A 17,599-nucleotide genomic window follows, 5' to 3' on the forward strand; every position below is an offset into this window, starting at 1 on the left:
GCTACTTCTCCTGCTTCTCGTCGACGCCCGCTTCGGCGCCGCCCATGTTGTCCTTCTCGCCGTCCTTGACGGTCCCGGCGAGTCCCTGCAGTGCCGCCCAACGGATGTCGACGGCGTCGTGGTGGTGGTCCGGGTCGTCCGCCAGCCGCACTCCGCAATCGGAGCACAGACCCGGGCAGTCGTCCTGGCACACCGGCTGCATCGGCAGTGCAAGCACCACCGCGTCACGCAGCACGGGTTCGAGGTCGAACAGGTCGTCCTCGAGGAAGAGGGTGTCCTCCTCATCCTCGGCGTCGTCGCCGGCGTCCGCCTCGCGGACCCGGGCATCGGCGTCGGGGTAGGTGAACATCTCCTGGAAGTCCGCGTCGAGCTCTCGCTCCAGCGGCTCCAGACACCTTACGCACTCCCCCTTGACGGTTCCATGGCCGGTGCCTGTGACAAGCACCCCGTCCATGACCGATTCCAGGCGGAGGTCGAGCTCGATCGGTGCGCCCTCGGGCACACCGATGACCTCGTTGCCGAGGTCCCGGGGGGCCTCGACGGAGCGGGAAACCCTCTTGAGCGCGCCGGGACGCCGGCCCAGCTCGCGCGTGTCGAACACGAGAGGGGAACGGTGGTCGAGGCGGGCGTTGATGGCTTCCTGCTTTCTACGGGGTTTACGCGCCGCCCGTATTCCGGCTGTGCAGGATTCGGGCAGCAGAGATCGCGGAAATAGGCGCGACCGAAGAGCCAGGATACTGGACGGGCCCCGATAGGCCCAATCCGCTCCCGGCCGTCCCCCCGGTCCCGCGGGCAGGGCCGCCTACTGGCGCCGCTCCTCGTACTGCCGGAGCTGATCCAGGTCGATCATGCTGGTGTCGAAGAGGCTGGTCTCGTCCAGCGCACCGGGCTGGGCGGCGGGGTCGTGCGGGGCGTGCTGGGGCTGCTGGGGCACCTGCTGCTGGAGATACGCGTGGGGGTCGTAGCCCTGCTGCTGGGCCTGCTGCTGGGCCTGCTGCTGCCAGTCGTAGCAGTACGGATTCTGGTGCTGGGCGTCCTGGGCGTAGGGCGCCTCCTGCGGCTGCTGCTGATAGCCGTAGACGTCCTGCTGCGGGTAGGCCGCGGGGTCGGTGTAGTAGCCCTGCTGCTGAAGCTGGGGCTGGAGAGGCTGCTGGTGCTGGGGTTGTGTCTGGGGCATCGGGGGCACCTGGGGCGGCTGGGGGGCCTGGGGGGCCTGCGGTGCCTGGGGGGCCTGGGGGGCCTGGTCGGCGCCGATGTCCGCCAGTCCGGCGAGGTAGTCGGCGTCGGCCTGCGGATGCCCGGACCGCGGATCGCCCTGCGCCGCCAGATGGACGGCCAGCTCATCGATCGCACGGGCGCCCTGGAGCTTGTCGCGGCCCCGGCCGACCGCTTCCAGCGTCTTGGTCAGCACGGCCTGGAACGCCCCGAACTTGGTGTCCACATAGGCATCGGCGCGCTGCTTGAGGGTCTCCGGGTCGCCGCTGCGCTCCGGGGCCTCGGTGTCCTCGTAGCCCTGCTCGTCGAGCCCCGGGCCGCGGCCAAGCAGCTTCTCGCGGCCGCGGTCGACGGACCCGATGGTCTTGGTGAGCACGACCTCGAAGTTGGCGAGCTTGCTGTCCACGTAGTCGTCGGCCTCGGCGCGGATCTCCTCCGCCTCCCGGCGGGCCTCCGCCAGGATCCGGTCCGCCTCCTCCTGGGACTGCCGGGCGACCTCGGTGTCGGAGATCAGCGATCCGCGCTGGGCGTGCGCGGTCTCGATGATCCGCTCCGCCTCCGCCCGCGCCTGCTCGACCATCTGCTCCCGCCCGCCGAGCAGCTCCTGCGCCTGTGCGAGGGAGCCCGGCAGCGCCGCGCGCACCTCCTCCAGCATGGCGAGCAGCTCGGCGCGGTTGACCACGCACGAGGCCGACATGGGCATGGACCGGGCACCGCCGACGGTCGCGACGATGTCGTCGAGCTTCTTCTGCACGTCCACCTTGGACTCGCCACTCTCTGAAGGGTTTTGAACGACGGAACGGGACGACTGTACGTCCACCGGCCCTCCGCCCGACACCGCTGATGCCCCATCATTCCGGCATCGCGCAGGGGTGCGCCGAGTGCGGTGATCAGTCCTTCTTCCGCAGGCGCTCGGTGAGGGCTTCGAGGACGAACGGCGGGACCAGGTGGGAGACATCGCCGCCCCAGGCGGCGACCTCCTTCACCAGGCTGGAGGAGAGGAAGCTGTAGGTCGGATTGGTGGGGACGAAGAGCGTCTCCACCCCGGACAGGCCGTTGTTCATCTGGGCCATCTGCAACTCGTAGTCGAAGTCGCTGACGGCCCGCAGCCCCTTGACGATCGCGGGGATGTCGCGCTGCTTGCAGAAGTCGACGAGCAGGCCGTGGAAGGCCTCGACCTCCACGTTGCCGTACTCGGCGGTGGCGCGACGGATCAGGTCGATCCGCTCGTCGACCGTGAACAGCCCCTGCTTGGACTGGTTGATCATCACGGCGACGTGGACGACGTCGTACAGCTTGGAGGCACGGGCGATGATGTCCAGGTGCCCGTTGGTGATGGGGTCGAATGACCCCGGACAGACGGCGCGGCGCAACTCGGTTTCCTCGCTCTCCGATCCGGTCATGACACGCTTGCTGACGTCGATTCGGCGGACGTCGAAGCGGCGCGACCGTACCAAAGCGTCCCCTCGCCGTAGCGACGGGCCTTGATCGCTTCAAATCCGTCCGGCCATGGGAACGTGCCGCCTCTGGTGCTCCGCTCCACGGTGACGAGTGCCTGCTCCGCAAGCCACCCCTGACCACGGAGTGTGAGGAGGATCTCGCAGAGTTCCACGTCGGTCACCACATAGGGCGGGTCCAGGAAGACGATGTCGTAGGGCTCGCCCTGGGCGGGTACGGCGGCGGTCTGCTCGGCCTTGCCGGCCCGGACCTCGACGCCGGGGAGGCCGACCACACGGACGTTGTCCCGGATGGTGCGCACGGCGCGGGCATCGGCCTCGACCAGCAGGACATGCGCGGCGCCGCGGGAGAGCGCCTCCAGGCCGACCGCACCGGAACCGCCGTACAGATCGAGCACCCGGGCACCGGCCAGCGGTCCGTCGAGCGACTCCCAGGTGGAGAACATGCCCTCGCGCGCACGGTCGGAGGTGGGGCGGGTGCCGTTTCCCGGTGGTACGGCCAGGCGGCGGCCGCCGGCCGTACCGGCGATCACGCGGGTCATGGGCCCGTCCTTACGTTGCGCGTGGTCGGTGTACTGAGGGGGAGCCGGGCAGGCTCCGCACCTCCACGATATTCCGTCAGCCGACGGCCGAGGCCCGGCCGGAGCGTCCGGGGAGCGCGACGTGCGGTGATCGATCTCACGTGGCGGCGGGCCGCCGGCCCCCTCCGCCCCGCCCCGCCCTCGCCGCGGCGTCTCTCATCCCTTGTCCAGATACTGCTCCCGTTCGTCGTCCAGCAGGGCGGACAGGGCGATCCGCAGCTCCGGATATCCGGCCAGCTCGGGGTCGGCGGTGACGAGCTCGGTGGCCTCGTCGCGGGCGGCCGCGATCACTTCCTCGTCGTCGATGACCGCGAGCATCCGCAGCGAGGAGCGGACGCCGGACTGGGCCTGGCCGAGGACATCGCCCTCGCGCCGCTGTTCCAGATCGATACGGGAGAGTTCGAAGCCGTCGAGGGTGCCGGCCACGGCGGCGAGCCGGGCGCGGGCCGGGCTGGCCTCGGGCATCTCGCTGACCAGCAGGCACAGGCCGGGCGCCGTGCCACGGCCGACCCGGCCGCGCAGCTGGTGCAGCTGGGAGACGCCGAAGCGGTCCGCGTCCATGATCACCATGGCGGTGGCGTTCGGCACGTTCACCCCGACCTCGATGACGGTCGTCGCGACCAGCACATCCAGCTCGCCCGCGGCGAACCGGCGCATCACGTCGTCCTTGTCGTCCGGCGCCATCCGGCCGTGCAGCACCGCCACCCGCAGGTCGTCGAGCGGCCCCGTGGTGAGCTGCTCGGCGATGTCGAGCACCGCCAGCGGCGGTCGCTTCTCCGCCACGTCCTCCGGTGAACTCTCCTTGGCCGCCGCACCCTTGGAGCCTGCCGCGCCCTTCTTCGCCCCCTTGGGCGCGTCCTCCTCGTCGCCGATCCGCGGGCACACCACATAGCCCTGGTGCCCGGCCGCCACCTCTTCGCGGACCCGCTCCCAGGCGCGCGCGAGGAAGTGCGGCTTGTCCTTGGCGGGCACCACATGGCTGGCGATGGGCGAGCGTCCGGCGGGGAGCTGGTCCAGGACGGAGGTCTCCAGATCGCCGAAGACGGTCATGGCGACCGTGCGCGGAATGGGCGTCGCCGTCATCACCAGCAGATGCGGGGGCTGTTTGCCCTTGCTGCGCAGCGCGTCCCGCTGCTCGACGCCGAACCGGTGCTGTTCGTCGACGACGACCAGCCCCAGGTCGTGGAACTGCACCTTGTCCTCGATCAGGGCATGGGTGCCGACGACGATCCCGGCCTCGCCGGTGACCAGATCGAGCAGCGCCTGGCGGCGGGCGGCGGCGCCCATGGAGCCGGTCAGCAGCACCACCTTGGTGCCGCGCTCCGCGCCGCCGAGCATGCCGCCCTCGGCCAGCTCGCCCATCATCTCGGTGATCGAGCGGTGGTGCTGCTGGGCCAGGACCTCAGTCGGCGCCAGCATCGCGGCCTGGCCGCCGCTGTCGACCACGCCGAGCATGGCGCGCAGCGCGACCATGGTGTTGTGCGTGACAGTGAAGTGGTCGGTCACATAGGCGTGGCTGGAGTGTCCGACGCTGATGCACTGGACGGGTTTGCGGCCGACGTACTCGATGGCGTGGATGGGGCGCCGGAAACCGGCGCCGTCCTCCGGGCGGCCGTCGGATCCGCGCGGCGCCGCATGGTCACGGGCCCGGTCGCGGAAGGGCGGATACCCGGCCGGCAACGCCACCGAGACGTCGTACGCGCCGTCCCGCAGGGGATGGAGCTGGGCCCGGCCGCCCAGGGAACGCACCAGCCAGGCCAGGTCACGGGCCAGGGGGGCGGCCGCCGCGCGGTACAGCGCGGCGCCCCCCGCGGGCATGCCTCCGGCGTCCATCAGGCCCTGCACCACGGCCAGCCGGTCCTTGAGCGGGGCGTTGCGGTACCCGGCCGGTACCCGGTCCGCCGGACGGTCGCCGCCGGCGTCGCCCAGTGCCCTGCCCACCGCGTAGGGGTCGAGCGGCCGGGCCGCACCGCCCTCCAGGTCCACCGGCGTGGCCGGGGGGATGGACCACTTGGGCCGGCCGTCGGCCCGCAGCAGATCGCCCCGCAGCTCACGCGTGGTGAGCACCCGCTCCCCCGTGCCGCGGGCCCCGACGATCCACAGATGCTCGTCGTCGCACTCGACGGTGCTCCCGTCGGCCAGCACGAGGCGCCACACCTCCCGCTCGCCCTGCGGAAAGACGCCGTCCACCACGGCGCGCTCCCCGCTCGGCACCACCACTTCGGTGCCGACGGTCATCTCCCCCATGGGACGGAAACCGCGCGGCGTCAGCACCAGTGCGTCCAGCGGCTGGGCCTTACCGGAGCCCACCTCGCCCTGGAGGAGGCGGTGCATGGGGTGCTCGGTCGCCAGGTCGTCGAAGATCTCCTGGCTGACCTTCTGCTGGCCCTCGGTGAGCGTGAAGGGCAGCTTGGCGTCGAAGGCGTCGAGGATGCCGCCCTCGGCCAGGGTCCGTGCCACGGCGGGGAGTTGGGTCTCGGCGCGGCGGCGCCGGGCGAGCGCGACCTGCAGCACGAAGGCCTCGTCCCACTTCAGCCGGGCCCGCGCATCGGCGATATCGGCCTTGGTGGCCGGACGGTGGATCTTCAGCAGCGCCTCGGTGAGCGGGACCAGCGCCCGGCCCTCGCGCAGCGATTCCGGCAGCGGGTCGACGGCGTCCTGCGCACTGGGCAGTACCGCGTCGACCGCCTTGGCGATCTTCCAGGACGCCATCTGCTGGCAGGCCGGGTAGATCGGCATGAGCTGGTTGGCGAAGGCGCTGACCGCGTCGTCGCCGTCCTCGGCCGTGCGGTCGAGGAGTTCGTATTCGGGGTGGGCGAGCTGCAGTTTGCGGTTGAAGACCGAGACCTTGCCGGCGAACATCGCGCGGCGCCCCGGGAGCAGCTCCTTGTGGGGCTTGTGAATGCCCTTGCCGAAGAAGACCAGCCGGAGCCGGCCACTGCCGTCGGTGAGCGTCACCTCCAGGCGCTGTCCCCGGCCGCCGTTGAATTTCAGCACCCGGGCGTCCGCGACCTGCGCGACGACCGTGACGTGCTCGTCCAGCGGGAGGTCCGCGAGGCGGGTCAGTTCACCACGCTCGGCATAGCGGCGCGGATAGTGGTGCAACAGGTCGCCGACCGTATGCAGGTCGAGATGCTCGGCCAGCACCTTCGCGGTGGTGCCACCGAGGATTTTCTTCAGGGGTTCGTCGAGCGCTGCCACGCATCCATTGCACACCACACCTGTGACAATCGGGGCTCACTCACCGGTCCGGGGCGCTCACTCCACGCCGATGAGCAGCGGCGCCGCGTGCTGGCCGCCCTCGTAGACGACCGTGTCCACGGCGAGATGACGCTCGCGCACATGGCGCTCCAGCCGCTCGGCGAGCGCGTCGGGCGCCTCCGCGCCGAGGACCAGGGTGACCATCTCCCCGCCCGCGGACAGCATCCGGTCGAGCACGGTCATCGCGGTGCGGAGGAGGTCGGAGCCGATCACCACGACATCGCCGTCGATCAGGCCGAGGACGTCCCCGGCCTGGCAGACCCCGGCCATCGTCCACGACTGCCGCTCGGCGACCGCCAGCTCGGCGTAGCGGGTGGCGCCCGCCGCCGCGGTCATCGCGACCACGTCCTCGTCGAAGCTGCGCTCCGGTTCGTGCACGGCCAGCGCCGCGATGCCCTGCACGGCGGAGCGGGTGGGGATGAGCGCGACCCGGACACCTTCGGTGCGGGCCTGTTCGGCGGCGGCCGCCGCGGTGTGCCGCAGATCGGGGTCGTTCGGCAGCAGCATCACCTCGCGGGCGTGCGCCTGCCGGATCGCCTGCACCAGTTCGCCGCTGGCGGGCGGCTCCCCCGGGCGTACGGCGACCGGTGTCGCACCGGCCTCCGCACACAGGCCGGCGAGCCCGGCGCCCGGCACCACCGCGACCACGGCCCGCGCCGTCATCGCCGGCTCCTTGGTGCGGGAGGCGCCGCCGAAGTGCGTGATGCGGACCCGGTACGGGCGGCCCGCCTCGATGCCGGCCTCCACCGCGGCGCCCGCGTCGTCGACATGGACATGGACGTTCCACAGGCCGTCCCCGCCGACCACCACCAGGGAGTCGCCGAGCCCGTCGAGCCGGGTCCGCAGCCGCGCCACCGCCGCGTCCCCGGCCTCCAGCAGGTAGATCACCTCGAAGGCGGGACCCTCCGGATCCCCGCAGCCGTCCGCCGCCCCCCCGTCCGCGACCTCGCAGCCGGCCGCCTCGGGGAGCGGGGCGTCCGCCCGTACGGCGACCGGTGTCGCCGAGACCTCCCCGGACAGCGCGTCGGCGAGCGCCCCCAGCAGCGCGACCAGGCCACAGCCGCCGGCGTCCACCACACCGGCCCGGCCGAGGACCGCGAGCTGGCCGGGGGTCGCCTGCAGCGCGGTGCGGGCGCCCTCGTGGGCGGCGCGGGCGACCCCGGCGGCACCGGCGGCCCCGTCGGCGGCCCGCTCCGCGGCGTCGGCGGCGGCGGTCGCGACCGTCAGGACGGTGCCCTCCACGGGGTGGGCGACGGCCTCGTACGTCGCTGCGGCGGCCCGGCGCAGCGCCCGCCGCAGCGCGTCGGCCGAACCGTCGGTGGCCGCCAGCACCTCCGTCATCCCGCGCAGCAGCTGCGCCACGATCGTGCCGGAGTTGCCGCGCGCCCCGATGAGCGCGCCGTGGGCCATGGCGCCGATCGCGTCGGCGAGGCAGGGGGCGGTGCCGGCCGAGGTGTGCCCGTCGAAGGCGGCCTCGACCGCGCGGGCGGCGGATTCGAGCGTCAGATAGAGGTTGGTGCCGGTGTCGCCGTCGGCCACCGGGTAGACGTTGATCGCGTCGATCCGCTCGCGTTCCCGGCCGAGCGCCTCCAGAGCCAGCCCGCACCAGGAGCGGACCGCGGCGGCGTCGAGCGGGTACGGCACGTCGTCCTCCTGGGTCGCGGGATGCACCGCACAGTAGCCGCGCTCCGGCAGGGCGGCCGGGGCGGGGGCCCGGGGGTGCGTGGTAGTTTCGTTCTACGGGAGCGGTCGTTGTATGCTGCTCCGGTTGCCCGATGAGAATCGGGCCATTCCTCTCCTGACGGTGCCGGTAGGGCAATGCACTCGGCTCGTTGGGATTTCACCGTAAGTGCATCTGAAGTCTTTGGAGTGACCCGTGGCTGCCAACTGCGACGTCTGCGGCAAGGGGCCGGGCTTCGGCAAGAGTGTCTCGCACTCGCATCGCCGTACCAACCGTCGTTGGAACCCCAACATCCAGACGGTGCGTGCAGTGATCGGGCGCACGCCGAAGCGGCTGAACGCCTGCACCTCGTGCATCAAGGCCGGCAAGGTCTCGCGCTGACGTCTTAGCCGTAGCGCAGCCCAGCCGGTTGCTTGCGAAGCCGGTCCACCTTCTGGGTGGACCGGCTTCTGCCTTTCCGGGGGCGGGCCCGGCCCCGGCGGCGCCGGGCCGCAGCGCCGCCGTGCGCGGTGTCAGTGCGCGCCGCGCGAGCGCCAGCCGTGGTCCACGGGGCCGATCCCCGCGCCCAGCCGGAAACCGGCCGCGATGGCGCCGGTGACATAGGCCTTCGCCGCCGCGGCGGCCTGCGGGACGGTGTCCCCCTGGGCGAGCTGCGCGGCCAGTGCGCTGGCGAGGGTGCAGCCGGTGCCGTGGGTGTGCCGGTTGTCGTGGCGGGGCGCGCGCAGCCAGTGCTCCTCGGTGCCGTCGGTGAGCAGATCGACGGCGCTGTCGCCGGACCCGTGGCCGGCGGTCAGATGGCCGCCCTTGATGAGCGCCCAGCGCGGCCCGAAGTCCAGGATCGCGGCGGCCGCCCGCCGCATGTCGGCCTCCTCCTCGACCCGTACGCCGGTCAGCTGGGCGACCTCGTCCAGGTTGGGGGTGGCAACGGTGGCCGTCGGCAGCAGCGCGCCGCGGACCGCGTCCAGGGCGGTGGCGGCGAGCAGCGCATCACCGTGCTTGGAGACCCCTACGGGGTCGACGACGACCGGGACCCGCAGTCCGGCGAGCAGCTCCGCGACGGTTTCGACGAGTTCGGCCGAGGAGAGCATTCCGGTCTTCACCGCCTGCACGCCGATGTCGTCGACGACGCTGCGGAACTGGGCCCGTACGGCCTCGGCGGGCAGCTCCCACGCGCCCTGCACGCCCAGGGAGTTCTGCGCGGTGACGGCGGTGAGCACGCTCATGCCGTGGGTGCCGAGCGCCAGCATCGTCTTCAGGTCGGCCTGGATGCCCGCGCCGCCGCCGGAGTCGGACCCGGCGACGGTCAGGACGCGTGGAGGTATGTGCATACCGCCGAATCTACTCGGCGGCACACCTCGGTCCTGCGGGCGCCCGTATCGTGCCGCCCGTATCCCTCACGGGACTATTCGGCGTCCCCGTTGTCTCCGAAGTGGTCCCAGCCGGCCTTCACCCACGGGGCGCCGTCCACCGTCACCTGGGGCAGCGCGGAGGGGTGGAGCACCTCACCGATGACCTTCCACCGGGCGGGCAGCTTCACATCGGGCGGGAAGGTGGCCACGATCGCATGGTCCTCACCGCCGTTGAGCACCCACTGCATCGGGTCCACGCCGACGGCGGTGCCGATGTCGGACATCTGCGAGGGGATGTCGATGCCCGCGGACCGCAGATCGATCCGGACCTTGCTGGCCTCGGCGATGTGCCCGAGGTCGGCGACCAGCCCGTCGCTGACGTCCGTCATGGCGGTGGCGCCGAGTCCGGCCGCCGCCGGTCCCGCGTGGTACGGCGGCTCGGGGCGGCGGTGGGCCTCCACAAAGGCGCGCGGCGAGCGGAAGCCGCGGGAGAGGACGGCGTGCCCGGCGGCGGACCAGCCGAGCCAGCCGGTCACGGCGACCACGTCGCCGGGCTGGGCGCCGGCCCGGGTGACCGGCTCCTGGTTGCGCAGGTCGCCGAGTGCGGTGATGGCGACGGTGATGGTGTCGCCGCGTACGACGTCCCCGCCGACGACCGCGGCGCCCGCCACCTGGCACTCGTCGCGCAGCCCGTCCATCAGCTCGGTCGGCCAGGTCGCGGGGAGTTCCGCGGGGACGACCAGGCCGAGCAGGATCGCGGTGGGCACCGCGCCCATCGCCGCGATGTCGGCGAGGTTCTGCGCGGCGGCCTTGCGGCCGACGTCGTAGGCGGTGGACCAGTCGCGCCTGAAGTGCCGGCCTTCCAGGAGGATGTCGGTGCTGGCGACCACCCTCCGGTCCGGCGCGGTGACCACCGCGGCGTCGTCACCCGGCCCGATCCGTACGGCCGGAGTGGAGGTGAGCCGGGAGGTGAGCTCCCTGATCAGCCCGAACTCCCCCAGCTCGCCCACGGTGCCCTTCATGCTGTTGCCCTTCCCATGTGTACGGACGGTCCGTACGTGGCTGACGACTGTGCCGTACTTGCCGAGTTCACCGCGCGGGTCTCCCCGCTCCGCTCGGTGACGCGGTACCGTGGCGTCCCTTCTTCCCACATGATCCTCGTAGCCGCCCTGGAGGTTCCGTGGTACAGGCCTACATCCTGATCCAGACCGAGGTCGGCAAGGCCTCGGCGGTAGCTGAGGTGATCTCCAAGATCCAAGGCGTGCTGCAGGCCGAGGACGTGACCGGGCCCTATGACGTCATCGTGCGCGCACAGGCCGGCACCGTCGATGAGCTGGGTCGCATGGTGGTCGCGAAAGTCCAGCAAGTGGAAGGCATCACCCGCACCCTTACCTGCCCGGTCGTGCATCTCTAGCTCCCCCGTATCCTCGGCCGGGTGATCTCTGCGCGCCGTCGGCACCTGGCCCTGCCCGCGCTCACCGTGCTGTTCGCCGCGGTGAGCTGTTCCCCTTCCGAGGACGTGGCCGTCCCCTCCCCCAAAGGTGCGGCGGCGCGGTACTGCAAGGCGCTCCACGAGGAGTTGCCGCATACCGTGGACGGGCTGAAGCGGGCCACCGCCGAGCCGGTCTCCGACTTCACTGCCATGTGGGGCGATCCTGCCGTGAAACTGCGCTGCGGGGTACCGAAGCCCGACGTCCTGACGCACGGGAGTGAACATTACAACCCCTACGCCGACGCGGCGGAAGTCAACGGGGTCCGATGGCTCTTCGAGAAGCAGGACGACGGCTATCGCTTCACGACCGTACTGCGCAAGGCCTATGTCGAGGTGACGGTGCCCGGGAAGTACGCCCCCGAGGTCGATGCCCTCACCGACCTCGCGGGCGCCGTGAAGAAGACCGTTCCCGTAGGGATCTAGAGCCGGTCCGCCGGATCAGGGCAGGACCGGCCCCGGGCCGCCTGCGAGGCTCAGCGCAGCCCCGTGGAGCGGTGCAGCGCGGCCTGGAGCAGCCGGTCGATCAGCTCCGGGTAGCTCACACCGCTCTCCTGCCACATCCGCGGGTACATCGAGATGGGCGTGAATCCGGGGAGCGTGTTGATCTCGTTGATCACGAACTCGCCGTTGTCCTGCAGGAAGAAGTCCGCACGCACCAGGCCCTCGCAGGACGCCGCCTCGAAGGCCGCGACCGCCAGCTCCTGGACCTGCGCGGTCTGCTCGGCGGTCAGCGGCGCGGGCACGATCCCGTCGGCCGAGTCGATGTACTTGGCCTCGAAGTCGTAGAAGTCGTGCGCGGTGACCGGCGGGATCTCGGCCGGCACGCTGGCCCGCGGGCCGTCCTCGAACTCCAGCACCCCGCACTCGATCTCGCGGCCGCGCAGCAGCGACTCCACGAGGATCTTGGGGTCGTGCCGGCGGGCCTCCTCGATCGCCTCGTCCAGGCCGCCGAGGTCGTCGACCTTGGTGATGCCCATGGACGAACCGGCCCGGGCGGGCTTCACGAAGAGCGGCCAGCCGTGCTCCGCGGCGAAGTCCACGATCTTCCGGCGGGCGGCTGCCGGATCCTTTTCCCACTCCCGCGGGCGGATGACCTCGTACGGGCCGACCGGCAGCCCGAAGGAGGCGAACACCCGCTTCATGTAGTCCTTGTCCTGGCCGACGGCGGAGGCGAGCACGCCCGAGCCGACGTAGGGCACTCCGGAGAGCTCCAGCAGACCCTGCAGGGTGCCGTCCTCCCCGTAGGGGCCGTGCAGGACGGGGAAGACGACGTCGACCTCGCCGAGCGCCTTGGGCACCGAGCCCGGCTCGCTGTAGACGACCTCGCGGTTGGTCGGGTCGACGGGGAGCACCACGCCGCCCTCGGTGGACTCGGCGAGCTCGGCCACACTGGGCAGCTGCCGGTCCGCGATGGCCATCCGCTCGGGGTCGTCGGCGGTCAGCGCCCAGCGGCCGTCCGTGGTGATGCCGATGGGCAGCACGTCGTACTTCTCACGGTCGATGGCGCGCAGCACGGCGCCGGCCGTGAGCACGGAGATGGCGTGCTCGGAGCTGCGGCCGCCGAACACAACGGCGACGCGGGGCTTGTGGGAGGAGGTCTCGCTGCTCATATCGGGTTGAGGGTACCTGCTGACCGGCGCGGAGTCAGTGCTGCGGCGGCCGTTGGTGGCGTCGCGCCGGGGTGCCGTGGGCGACGGGGCCCCGGCGGACCGCGCCGGACGGGACATTTCGGCGCCGTTCTCAGTGCCGCTCGGACTTGGCGCTGCGCGACATCAGGTCCTTGAGGGCGACCATCGGCGGCTTGCCCTCGTGGACGATCTCCACGACCGTCTCGGTGAGCGGCATGTCGACACCGTGCCTGCGGGCCAGATCCAGCACGGATTCGCAGGACTTGACGCCCTCGGCGGTCTGCTTGGTGACCGCGATGGTCTCCTGGAGCGTCATTCCCCGGCCGAGGTTGGTGCCGAAGGTGTTGTTGCGCGACAGCGGCGAGGAGCAGGTGGCGACGAGGTCTCCCATGCCGGCCAGGCCGGCGAAGGTGTGCGCATCGGCCCCCATGGCGAGGCCGAGCCGGGTGGTCTCGGCGAGACCCCGGGTGATCAGGGACGCCTTGGCGTTGTCGCCCAGGCCCATACCGGTGGCGATACCGACGGCGAGCGCGATGACGTTCTTGACCGCACCGCCCAGTTCGCAGCCCACCACGTCGGTGTTGGTGTACGGGCGGAAGTACGGGGTGTGGCAGGCGGCCTGGAAGCGCCGGGCGACCGCCTCGTCGGCGCAGGCCACGACCGCGGTGGCGGGCTGCCGGGCGGCGACCTCCTTGGCGAGGTTGGGGCCGGTCAGCACCGCGACCCGCTCCGCGGGCACCTTGGCGACCTCCTCGATGACCTCGCTCATCCGCTTGGCCGTGCCCAGTTCGACGCCCTTCATCAGGGAGACCAGGACCGTGTCGGCGGGCAGCAGGGGCGCCCATTCGGCGAGATTGCCGCGCAGCGTCTGGGCGGGGACGGCCAGCACGGCGAACTCCGCGCCGCGCGCCGCTTCCGCCGGGTCGGTGGTGGCCCGTACGGACGCGGGGAGCTCGACCCCCGGCAGATAGTCGGGGTTCGTACGGCCGTTGTTGATGGCGTCGACCAGGGCCGCGCGGCGCCCCCACAGGGTCACCTCGCATCCCGCGTCGGCGAGCACCATCGCGAAGGCGGTGCCCCAGGACCCCGTGCCGTAGACGGCGCAGCGCGTCACTTGCTTTCATCCTCCTGTGCCTGCTGGGTGCTTCGGGCCTGCTGCGGGCCGACGGCCGGTTCGGTGGCGGCGGCCGGTTCGGCGGGGGTCCTGACCGCTCCGGCACCCTGGGTGGCCTTGGCGGCTTGCCGGGCGGCGCGGCGCTCCCGGGCGATCGCCTTGCGCCAGTCGTACGGTTCGGCCGGCGCGGGCTCGCCGCGGACGGCGGCCAGCTGCTCGGTGATCGCGGCCATGATGACGTCGGTGGCGGCCCGCAGCACCTCGGCGGTCGGTTCCCGGTCGTAGAAGGCGCTCAGGTCGACCGGCGGTCCCGCCTTCACCCGCAGCGTCTTGCGCGGGAGGAGACGGAGCTTCTTCTCCTTGGCGTACGGCGGCATCGCGTCGTTGGCGCCCCACTGTGCGACGGGAATGACCGGCGCCTTCGTCAGCAGTGCCACCCGCGCGGCACCCGTCTTGCCCTGCATGGGCCACAGCTCGGTGTCGCGGGTGAGGGTGCCCTCGGGGTAGAAGGCGACGCATTCGCCCTTGTCGATGGCGGTGACGGCGGCGCGGAACGCGTTGGCGGCGTCGGTGGTTTCCCGGTACACGGGGATCTGTCCGGTGCCGCGCATCATCAGGCCGACAAAGCCGCTCTTGAAGAGTCCGGCCTTGGCGAGGAATCGGGGGACCCGCCCGGTGTTGTACTGATAGTGCGCATACGAGAGCGGATCGAGATACGAGTTGTGGTTGACCGCGGTGATAAATCCGCCGTCGGCCGGAATGTGCTCCATTCCCTGCCAGTCCCGCTTGAACAGAACCAGGAGCGGCGGTTTGCAGATGACCGCGGCCAAGCGGTACCAGAAGCCGATTCTGCGGCGGGACACTGGGACACCCTCCTTGTGGGACCTGCGAAGCTGCTGCGGGCCGGCAGCCGCACAAGTGTCGCCCCAGGTACCCGCTATGTCGAGGACACCGTAACCCCGACGCTCCCGGAGAGCGGCGGCGGCAGGTGAGAATGGCGCCGATGCGACGAGACGGAGCGGATGTGGGCTGGAGCCTGGTGGTGCCGCTGAAACCGCTGGTGCGGGCCAAGAGCAGGCTCTCCCGGGCGGCGGGTGAGGAGTTCCGGCCGCGGCTGGCCCTCGCTTTCGCCCTGGACACCGTACAAGCGGCGCTGGCCTGCGCGAACGTCCGGGATGTGGCGGTTGTCACGGATGACCAGCTGGCCGGGGAGCGCCTGGCGGCGCTGGGCGCGCGGATCGTGCCCGATGCACCGGCCCGCGGACTCAACGCGGCGCTGACCCATGGCGCGAGCGCGGTCCGGGCGCGTCGCCCGGGCGCGGCGGTCGCCGCGCTGAACGCCGACCTTCCGGCACTGCGCCCCGCCGAGCTGGAACTGGTGCTCCATTCCGCTTCGCTATTTCCCCGTGCATTTCTCGCGGATGCGGCGGAAATCGGGACAACACTTCTGACCGCGACTTCCGGAGTGGAATTGGAACCGGCATTCGGAGGTGCGTCGCGGGCCCGTCACCTGGCGTCCGGAGCGCAGGAGATCACCGGGCCGGAAGCACCCTCGGTACGCCGGGACGTGGACACCGGCGAGGATCTGCTGGCCGCGCTGGCGCTGGGCGTGGGCCCGCACACGGCACTCCAGGCACCGGGTTCCGCGCCGGGGACGGCCGCGCCGGAGGGGGCTGAGCGGCTGCGGCCCCCGCAGGTCAGAGCGTCTGGAGCGTGATCAGGGCGATCCGCCGGGCATCCCCTTCGCCGGTGAGGTCGATACGGACCCGCTGACCGGGCCGCAGCAGCAACAGACCGCCGGCGTCGAAGGCCGCCGCGTCGAAGGGCAGCGGGGTGCCGTCGTCCAGCAGCACACTGCCGGAGCGGGTCTCGGAGTCGTACGTATACGCGGTGGCCTGCATGGGAGAGAGCCTAGACGAGGAGGTCCCAGGCCCCTTCGGCCGCCCGTACGGCGCCGAAAGGGCCTGGGGCCCACTCGTCCGGACGGCGGCCGGACACACCGCGGGCCGGGCTCCCCGAAGGGAGACCGGCCCCACACGTGGCGTCGCCGCTGAGGGATTACCGCTTGCGGGCGGTGGTCTTCTTGGCGGTGGTCTTGCGTGCGGTGGCCTTCTTCGCGGGGGCCTTCTTCGCCGTCGTCTTCTTCGCGGGGGCGGTCTTCTTCGCCGTCGCCTTCTTCGCGGGGGCGGCCTTCTTCGCCGTCGTCTTCTTGGCGGTGGCCTTCTTGGCCGTGGTCGCCTTCTTCGCCGTCGTCTTCTTGGCGGTGGCCTTCCTCGCCGCGGTGGTCTTCTTCGCCGCCGCCTTCTTCGCCGGTGCCGCCTTCTTCGCGGCGGCCTTCTTGGCGGTGGCCTTCTTCGCGGCGGCCTTCTTGATGGCGCCACCGCCGGAGAGGCTGCCCTTGGGCGCCTTCTTGACGGAGACCTCGCCCCCCTTGGGGAGCTTCTTCGAGCCGCTCACCAGGTCCTTGAAGCCCTGACCGGCGCGGAAGCGCGGCACCGAGGTCTTCTTGACCCGCACGCGCTCACCCGTCTGCGGGTTGCGGGCATAGCGAGCAGGGCGGTCAACCTTCTCGAACGAGCCGAATCCGGTGACCGAAACGCGGTCGCCGGAGACAACTGAGCGGACGATTGCGTCCAGTACGGCGTCCACCGCGTCCGCGGCGTTCTGGCGGCCGCCGAGCTTGTCGGCAATGGCTTCTACGAGCTGCGCCTTGTTCACGTCTTCCCCTTCGGAGACATTGCTGGAACGAAAGTTTCCAAGCTTTTTCGCACGTTAGGCAGATATATACCGCAAATCAAACACGAAACGGGCTAATCACCCTTGTGCCGCAACGAACTCGACCTTCACGGACTTCCGTCGGCGTGCACATCTTCGGGATAACGACCTTCGTCGAGGTCAGCCATGAACCACTCCAGACGCCTTGCCGCGTCCGCAAGATCGTGTTTAGCCGCGGCCGTGATGACGAGCAGCTTCCGGGTCAGCGCCATCCGTACGCCCTCCGGGACTTGCAGTGTCCGCACTCTTGTATGTGCGTCCTTGAGCCGGTCGGCGACGAGACCGTAGAGCTTGAGTTGGTCGTCGCGTTCCATGCGCTAATTGTGCCATCTGCGGCGAGTTGTCGCTTCACGGGGCCTCAACAGCCGCCTCGACAAGCAGAAGCGCCCCCTGCCAACTGCACAGGGGGCGCATCGTACGCAATATAGCTTTGAGCCATAAAACCCGAGGTCAGACCTCGATGGTACGCGGCTTGAACGGCGGCCGGTTCGCCTCGTACTCCACGATGGACGACTCCTCCCGAAGGGTGAGGCTGATGTCGTCCAGCCCCTCCAGCAGCCGCCAACGGGCGTTCTCGTCCAGCTCGAAGTCGGCGGTGATGCCCTCGGCGCGGACCTGCCTGCCGACGAGGTCGACCGTCACCTCGGCGGCCGGGTCGGCCTCCAGCAGCGTCTGCAGCCGGTCGACGGTCTCCTGCGGCAGGACCACCGTCAGCAGCCCGTTCTTGAGGGAGTTTCCGCGGAAGATGTCCGCGAACCGCGAGGAGATGACGGCCTTGAACCCGTAGTTCTGCAGCGCCCAGACGGCGTGCTCACGTGAGGATCCGGTGCCGAAGTCGGGGCCGGCGACCAGCACCGTGGCGCCCTTGTACCGCTCCTGGTTGAGGACGAACTCCGGGTCCTTGCGCCAGGCCTCGAACAGCCCGTCCTCGAAACCGTCGCGGGTGACCTTCTTCAGCCAGTGGGCCGGGATGATCTGGTCGGTGTCGACATTGCTGCGGCGCAGCGGGACGGCCCGGCCGGTGTGGGTGGTGAAAGCTTCCATGG

General features: G+C 71.2%; 19 protein-coding genes. 4 read left to right on the top strand and 15 right to left on the bottom strand.

Features of this window, described 5'->3' with window-relative positions; genetic code table 11:
• Window position 1: 1 nt before the first annotated feature.
• The 6 genes from AB0C46_RS24065 to AB0C46_RS24090 all read right to left on the bottom strand — a co-directional run bounded on the left by AB0C46_RS24065 (window position 2) and on the right by AB0C46_RS24090 (window position 8,158).
• A complete protein-coding gene (locus AB0C46_RS24065; protein ID WP_362830164.1) occupies window positions 2-601 on the bottom strand; it encodes a YceD family protein in 600 nt (199 codons plus the stop codon).
• 201 nt (window positions 602-802) lie between these two features.
• A complete protein-coding gene (locus AB0C46_RS24070; RefSeq protein ID WP_362830166.1) occupies window positions 803-1,975 on the bottom strand; it encodes an ATP synthase F0 subunit B in 1,173 nt (390 codons plus the stop codon).
• Window positions 1,976-2,105: 130 nt separating this feature from the next.
• A complete protein-coding gene (gene coaD / locus AB0C46_RS24075; protein WP_026169199.1) occupies window positions 2,106-2,618 on the bottom strand; it encodes a pantetheine-phosphate adenylyltransferase in 513 nt (170 codons plus the stop codon).
• Window positions 2,615-3,214, bottom strand: a complete 600-nt coding sequence (gene rsmD / locus AB0C46_RS24080) for a 16S rRNA (guanine(966)-N(2))-methyltransferase RsmD (protein WP_362830167.1) — start codon at window positions 3,212-3,214, stop codon at window positions 2,615-2,617. The genes coaD and rsmD overlap by 4 nt, the downstream gene beginning before the upstream one ends.
• A gap of 195 nt (window positions 3,215-3,409) precedes the next feature.
• The gene (locus AB0C46_RS24085; protein WP_362830169.1) at window positions 3,410-6,454 is read right to left on the bottom strand and encodes a helicase-related protein; all 3,045 of its coding nucleotides are present in this window, start codon (window positions 6,452-6,454) and stop codon (window positions 3,410-3,412) included.
• 57 nt (window positions 6,455-6,511) lie between these two features.
• Entirely contained in the window at window positions 6,512-8,158 is a 1,647-nt protein-coding gene (locus tag AB0C46_RS24090; protein ID WP_362830170.1) for a DAK2 domain-containing protein, read from the bottom strand.
• A 232-nt stretch (window positions 8,159-8,390) separates the two neighbouring features.
• On the opposite strand from AB0C46_RS24090, the gene rpmB reads away from it, so the two are divergent.
• Window positions 8,391-8,576 carry a 50S ribosomal protein L28 gene (rpmB, locus tag AB0C46_RS24095; protein WP_018087178.1) on the top strand — a complete coding sequence of 62 codons (186 nt, stop codon included), beginning with the start codon at window positions 8,391-8,393 and terminating at the stop codon, window positions 8,574-8,576.
• 131 nt (window positions 8,577-8,707) lie between these two features.
• Here the strand turns inward: rpmB and thiD are convergent, their stop codons facing one another.
• Together thiD and AB0C46_RS24105 are read right to left on the bottom strand one after the other, a co-directional pair.
• Window positions 8,708-9,523 carry a bifunctional hydroxymethylpyrimidine kinase/phosphomethylpyrimidine kinase gene (gene thiD / locus AB0C46_RS24100; protein ID WP_362830171.1) on the bottom strand — a complete coding sequence of 272 codons (816 nt, stop codon included), beginning with the start codon at window positions 9,521-9,523 and terminating at the stop codon, window positions 8,708-8,710.
• A gap of 74 nt (window positions 9,524-9,597) precedes the next feature.
• The gene (locus AB0C46_RS24105; protein WP_362830172.1) at window positions 9,598-10,566 is read right to left on the bottom strand and encodes a thiamine-phosphate kinase; all 969 of its coding nucleotides are present in this window, start codon (window positions 10,564-10,566) and stop codon (window positions 9,598-9,600) included.
• Window positions 10,567-10,724: 158 nt separating this feature from the next.
• On the opposite strand from AB0C46_RS24105, the gene AB0C46_RS24110 reads away from it, so the two are divergent.
• Window positions 10,725-10,958 carry an Lrp/AsnC ligand binding domain-containing protein gene (locus AB0C46_RS24110; RefSeq protein ID WP_362830173.1) on the top strand — a complete coding sequence of 78 codons (234 nt, stop codon included), beginning with the start codon at window positions 10,725-10,727 and terminating at the stop codon, window positions 10,956-10,958.
• A gap of 21 nt (window positions 10,959-10,979) precedes the next feature.
• A complete protein-coding gene (locus tag AB0C46_RS24115; protein ID WP_362830174.1) occupies window positions 10,980-11,459 on the top strand; it encodes a DUF3515 domain-containing protein in 480 nt (159 codons plus the stop codon).
• Between the two features lie 50 nt (window positions 11,460-11,509).
• Here the strand turns inward: AB0C46_RS24115 and AB0C46_RS24120 are convergent, their stop codons facing one another.
• From AB0C46_RS24120 to AB0C46_RS24130, 3 genes are all read right to left on the bottom strand, one after another.
• Window positions 11,510-12,646, bottom strand: a complete 1,137-nt coding sequence (locus AB0C46_RS24120; protein WP_362830175.1) for a D-alanine--D-alanine ligase family protein — start codon at window positions 12,644-12,646, stop codon at window positions 11,510-11,512.
• Window positions 12,647-12,776: 130 nt separating this feature from the next.
• Window positions 12,777-13,778, bottom strand: coding sequence for an NAD(P)H-dependent glycerol-3-phosphate dehydrogenase (locus AB0C46_RS24125; protein WP_362830176.1), 1,002 nt, complete (start codon window positions 13,776-13,778; stop codon window positions 12,777-12,779).
• Complete coding sequence (locus tag AB0C46_RS24130; RefSeq protein ID WP_362830178.1) at window positions 13,775-14,641, bottom strand: lysophospholipid acyltransferase family protein; 867 nt, start codon at window positions 14,639-14,641, stop codon at window positions 13,775-13,777. Before AB0C46_RS24130 ends, AB0C46_RS24125 begins: the two co-directional genes overlap by 4 nt.
• A gap of 140 nt (window positions 14,642-14,781) precedes the next feature.
• Between AB0C46_RS24130 and cofC the strand changes: the two genes are divergently transcribed.
• A complete protein-coding gene (gene cofC / locus AB0C46_RS24135) occupies window positions 14,782-15,495 on the top strand; it encodes a 2-phospho-L-lactate guanylyltransferase (protein ID WP_362830179.1) in 714 nt (237 codons plus the stop codon).
• Here cofC and AB0C46_RS24140 read toward each other — a convergent pair.
• From AB0C46_RS24140 to leuD, 4 genes are all read right to left on the bottom strand, one after another.
• The gene (locus AB0C46_RS24140) at window positions 15,476-15,679 is read right to left on the bottom strand and encodes a hypothetical protein (RefSeq protein ID WP_362830180.1); all 204 of its coding nucleotides are present in this window, start codon (window positions 15,677-15,679) and stop codon (window positions 15,476-15,478) included. The two genes, cofC and AB0C46_RS24140, sit on opposite strands and share 20 nt — an antisense overlap.
• A gap of 157 nt (window positions 15,680-15,836) precedes the next feature.
• Window positions 15,837-16,496, bottom strand: a complete 660-nt coding sequence (locus AB0C46_RS24145) for an HU family DNA-binding protein (protein ID WP_362830182.1) — start codon at window positions 16,494-16,496, stop codon at window positions 15,837-15,839.
• Between the two features lie 125 nt (window positions 16,497-16,621).
• On the bottom strand, window positions 16,622-16,867 hold the full coding sequence (locus AB0C46_RS24150; protein ID WP_362830183.1) for a hypothetical protein: 246 nt from the start codon (window positions 16,865-16,867) through the stop codon (window positions 16,622-16,624).
• Window positions 16,868-17,003: 136 nt separating this feature from the next.
• Entirely contained in the window at window positions 17,004-17,597 is a 594-nt protein-coding gene (leuD, locus tag AB0C46_RS24155; protein ID WP_362830185.1) for a 3-isopropylmalate dehydratase small subunit, read from the bottom strand.
• Window positions 17,598-17,599: the final 2 nt, after the last annotated feature.

The sequence above is a fragment of the Streptomyces sp. NPDC048637 genome, assembly GCF_040650675.1.
Classification (GTDB): Bacteria; Actinomycetota; Actinomycetes; order Streptomycetales; family Streptomycetaceae; genus Streptomyces.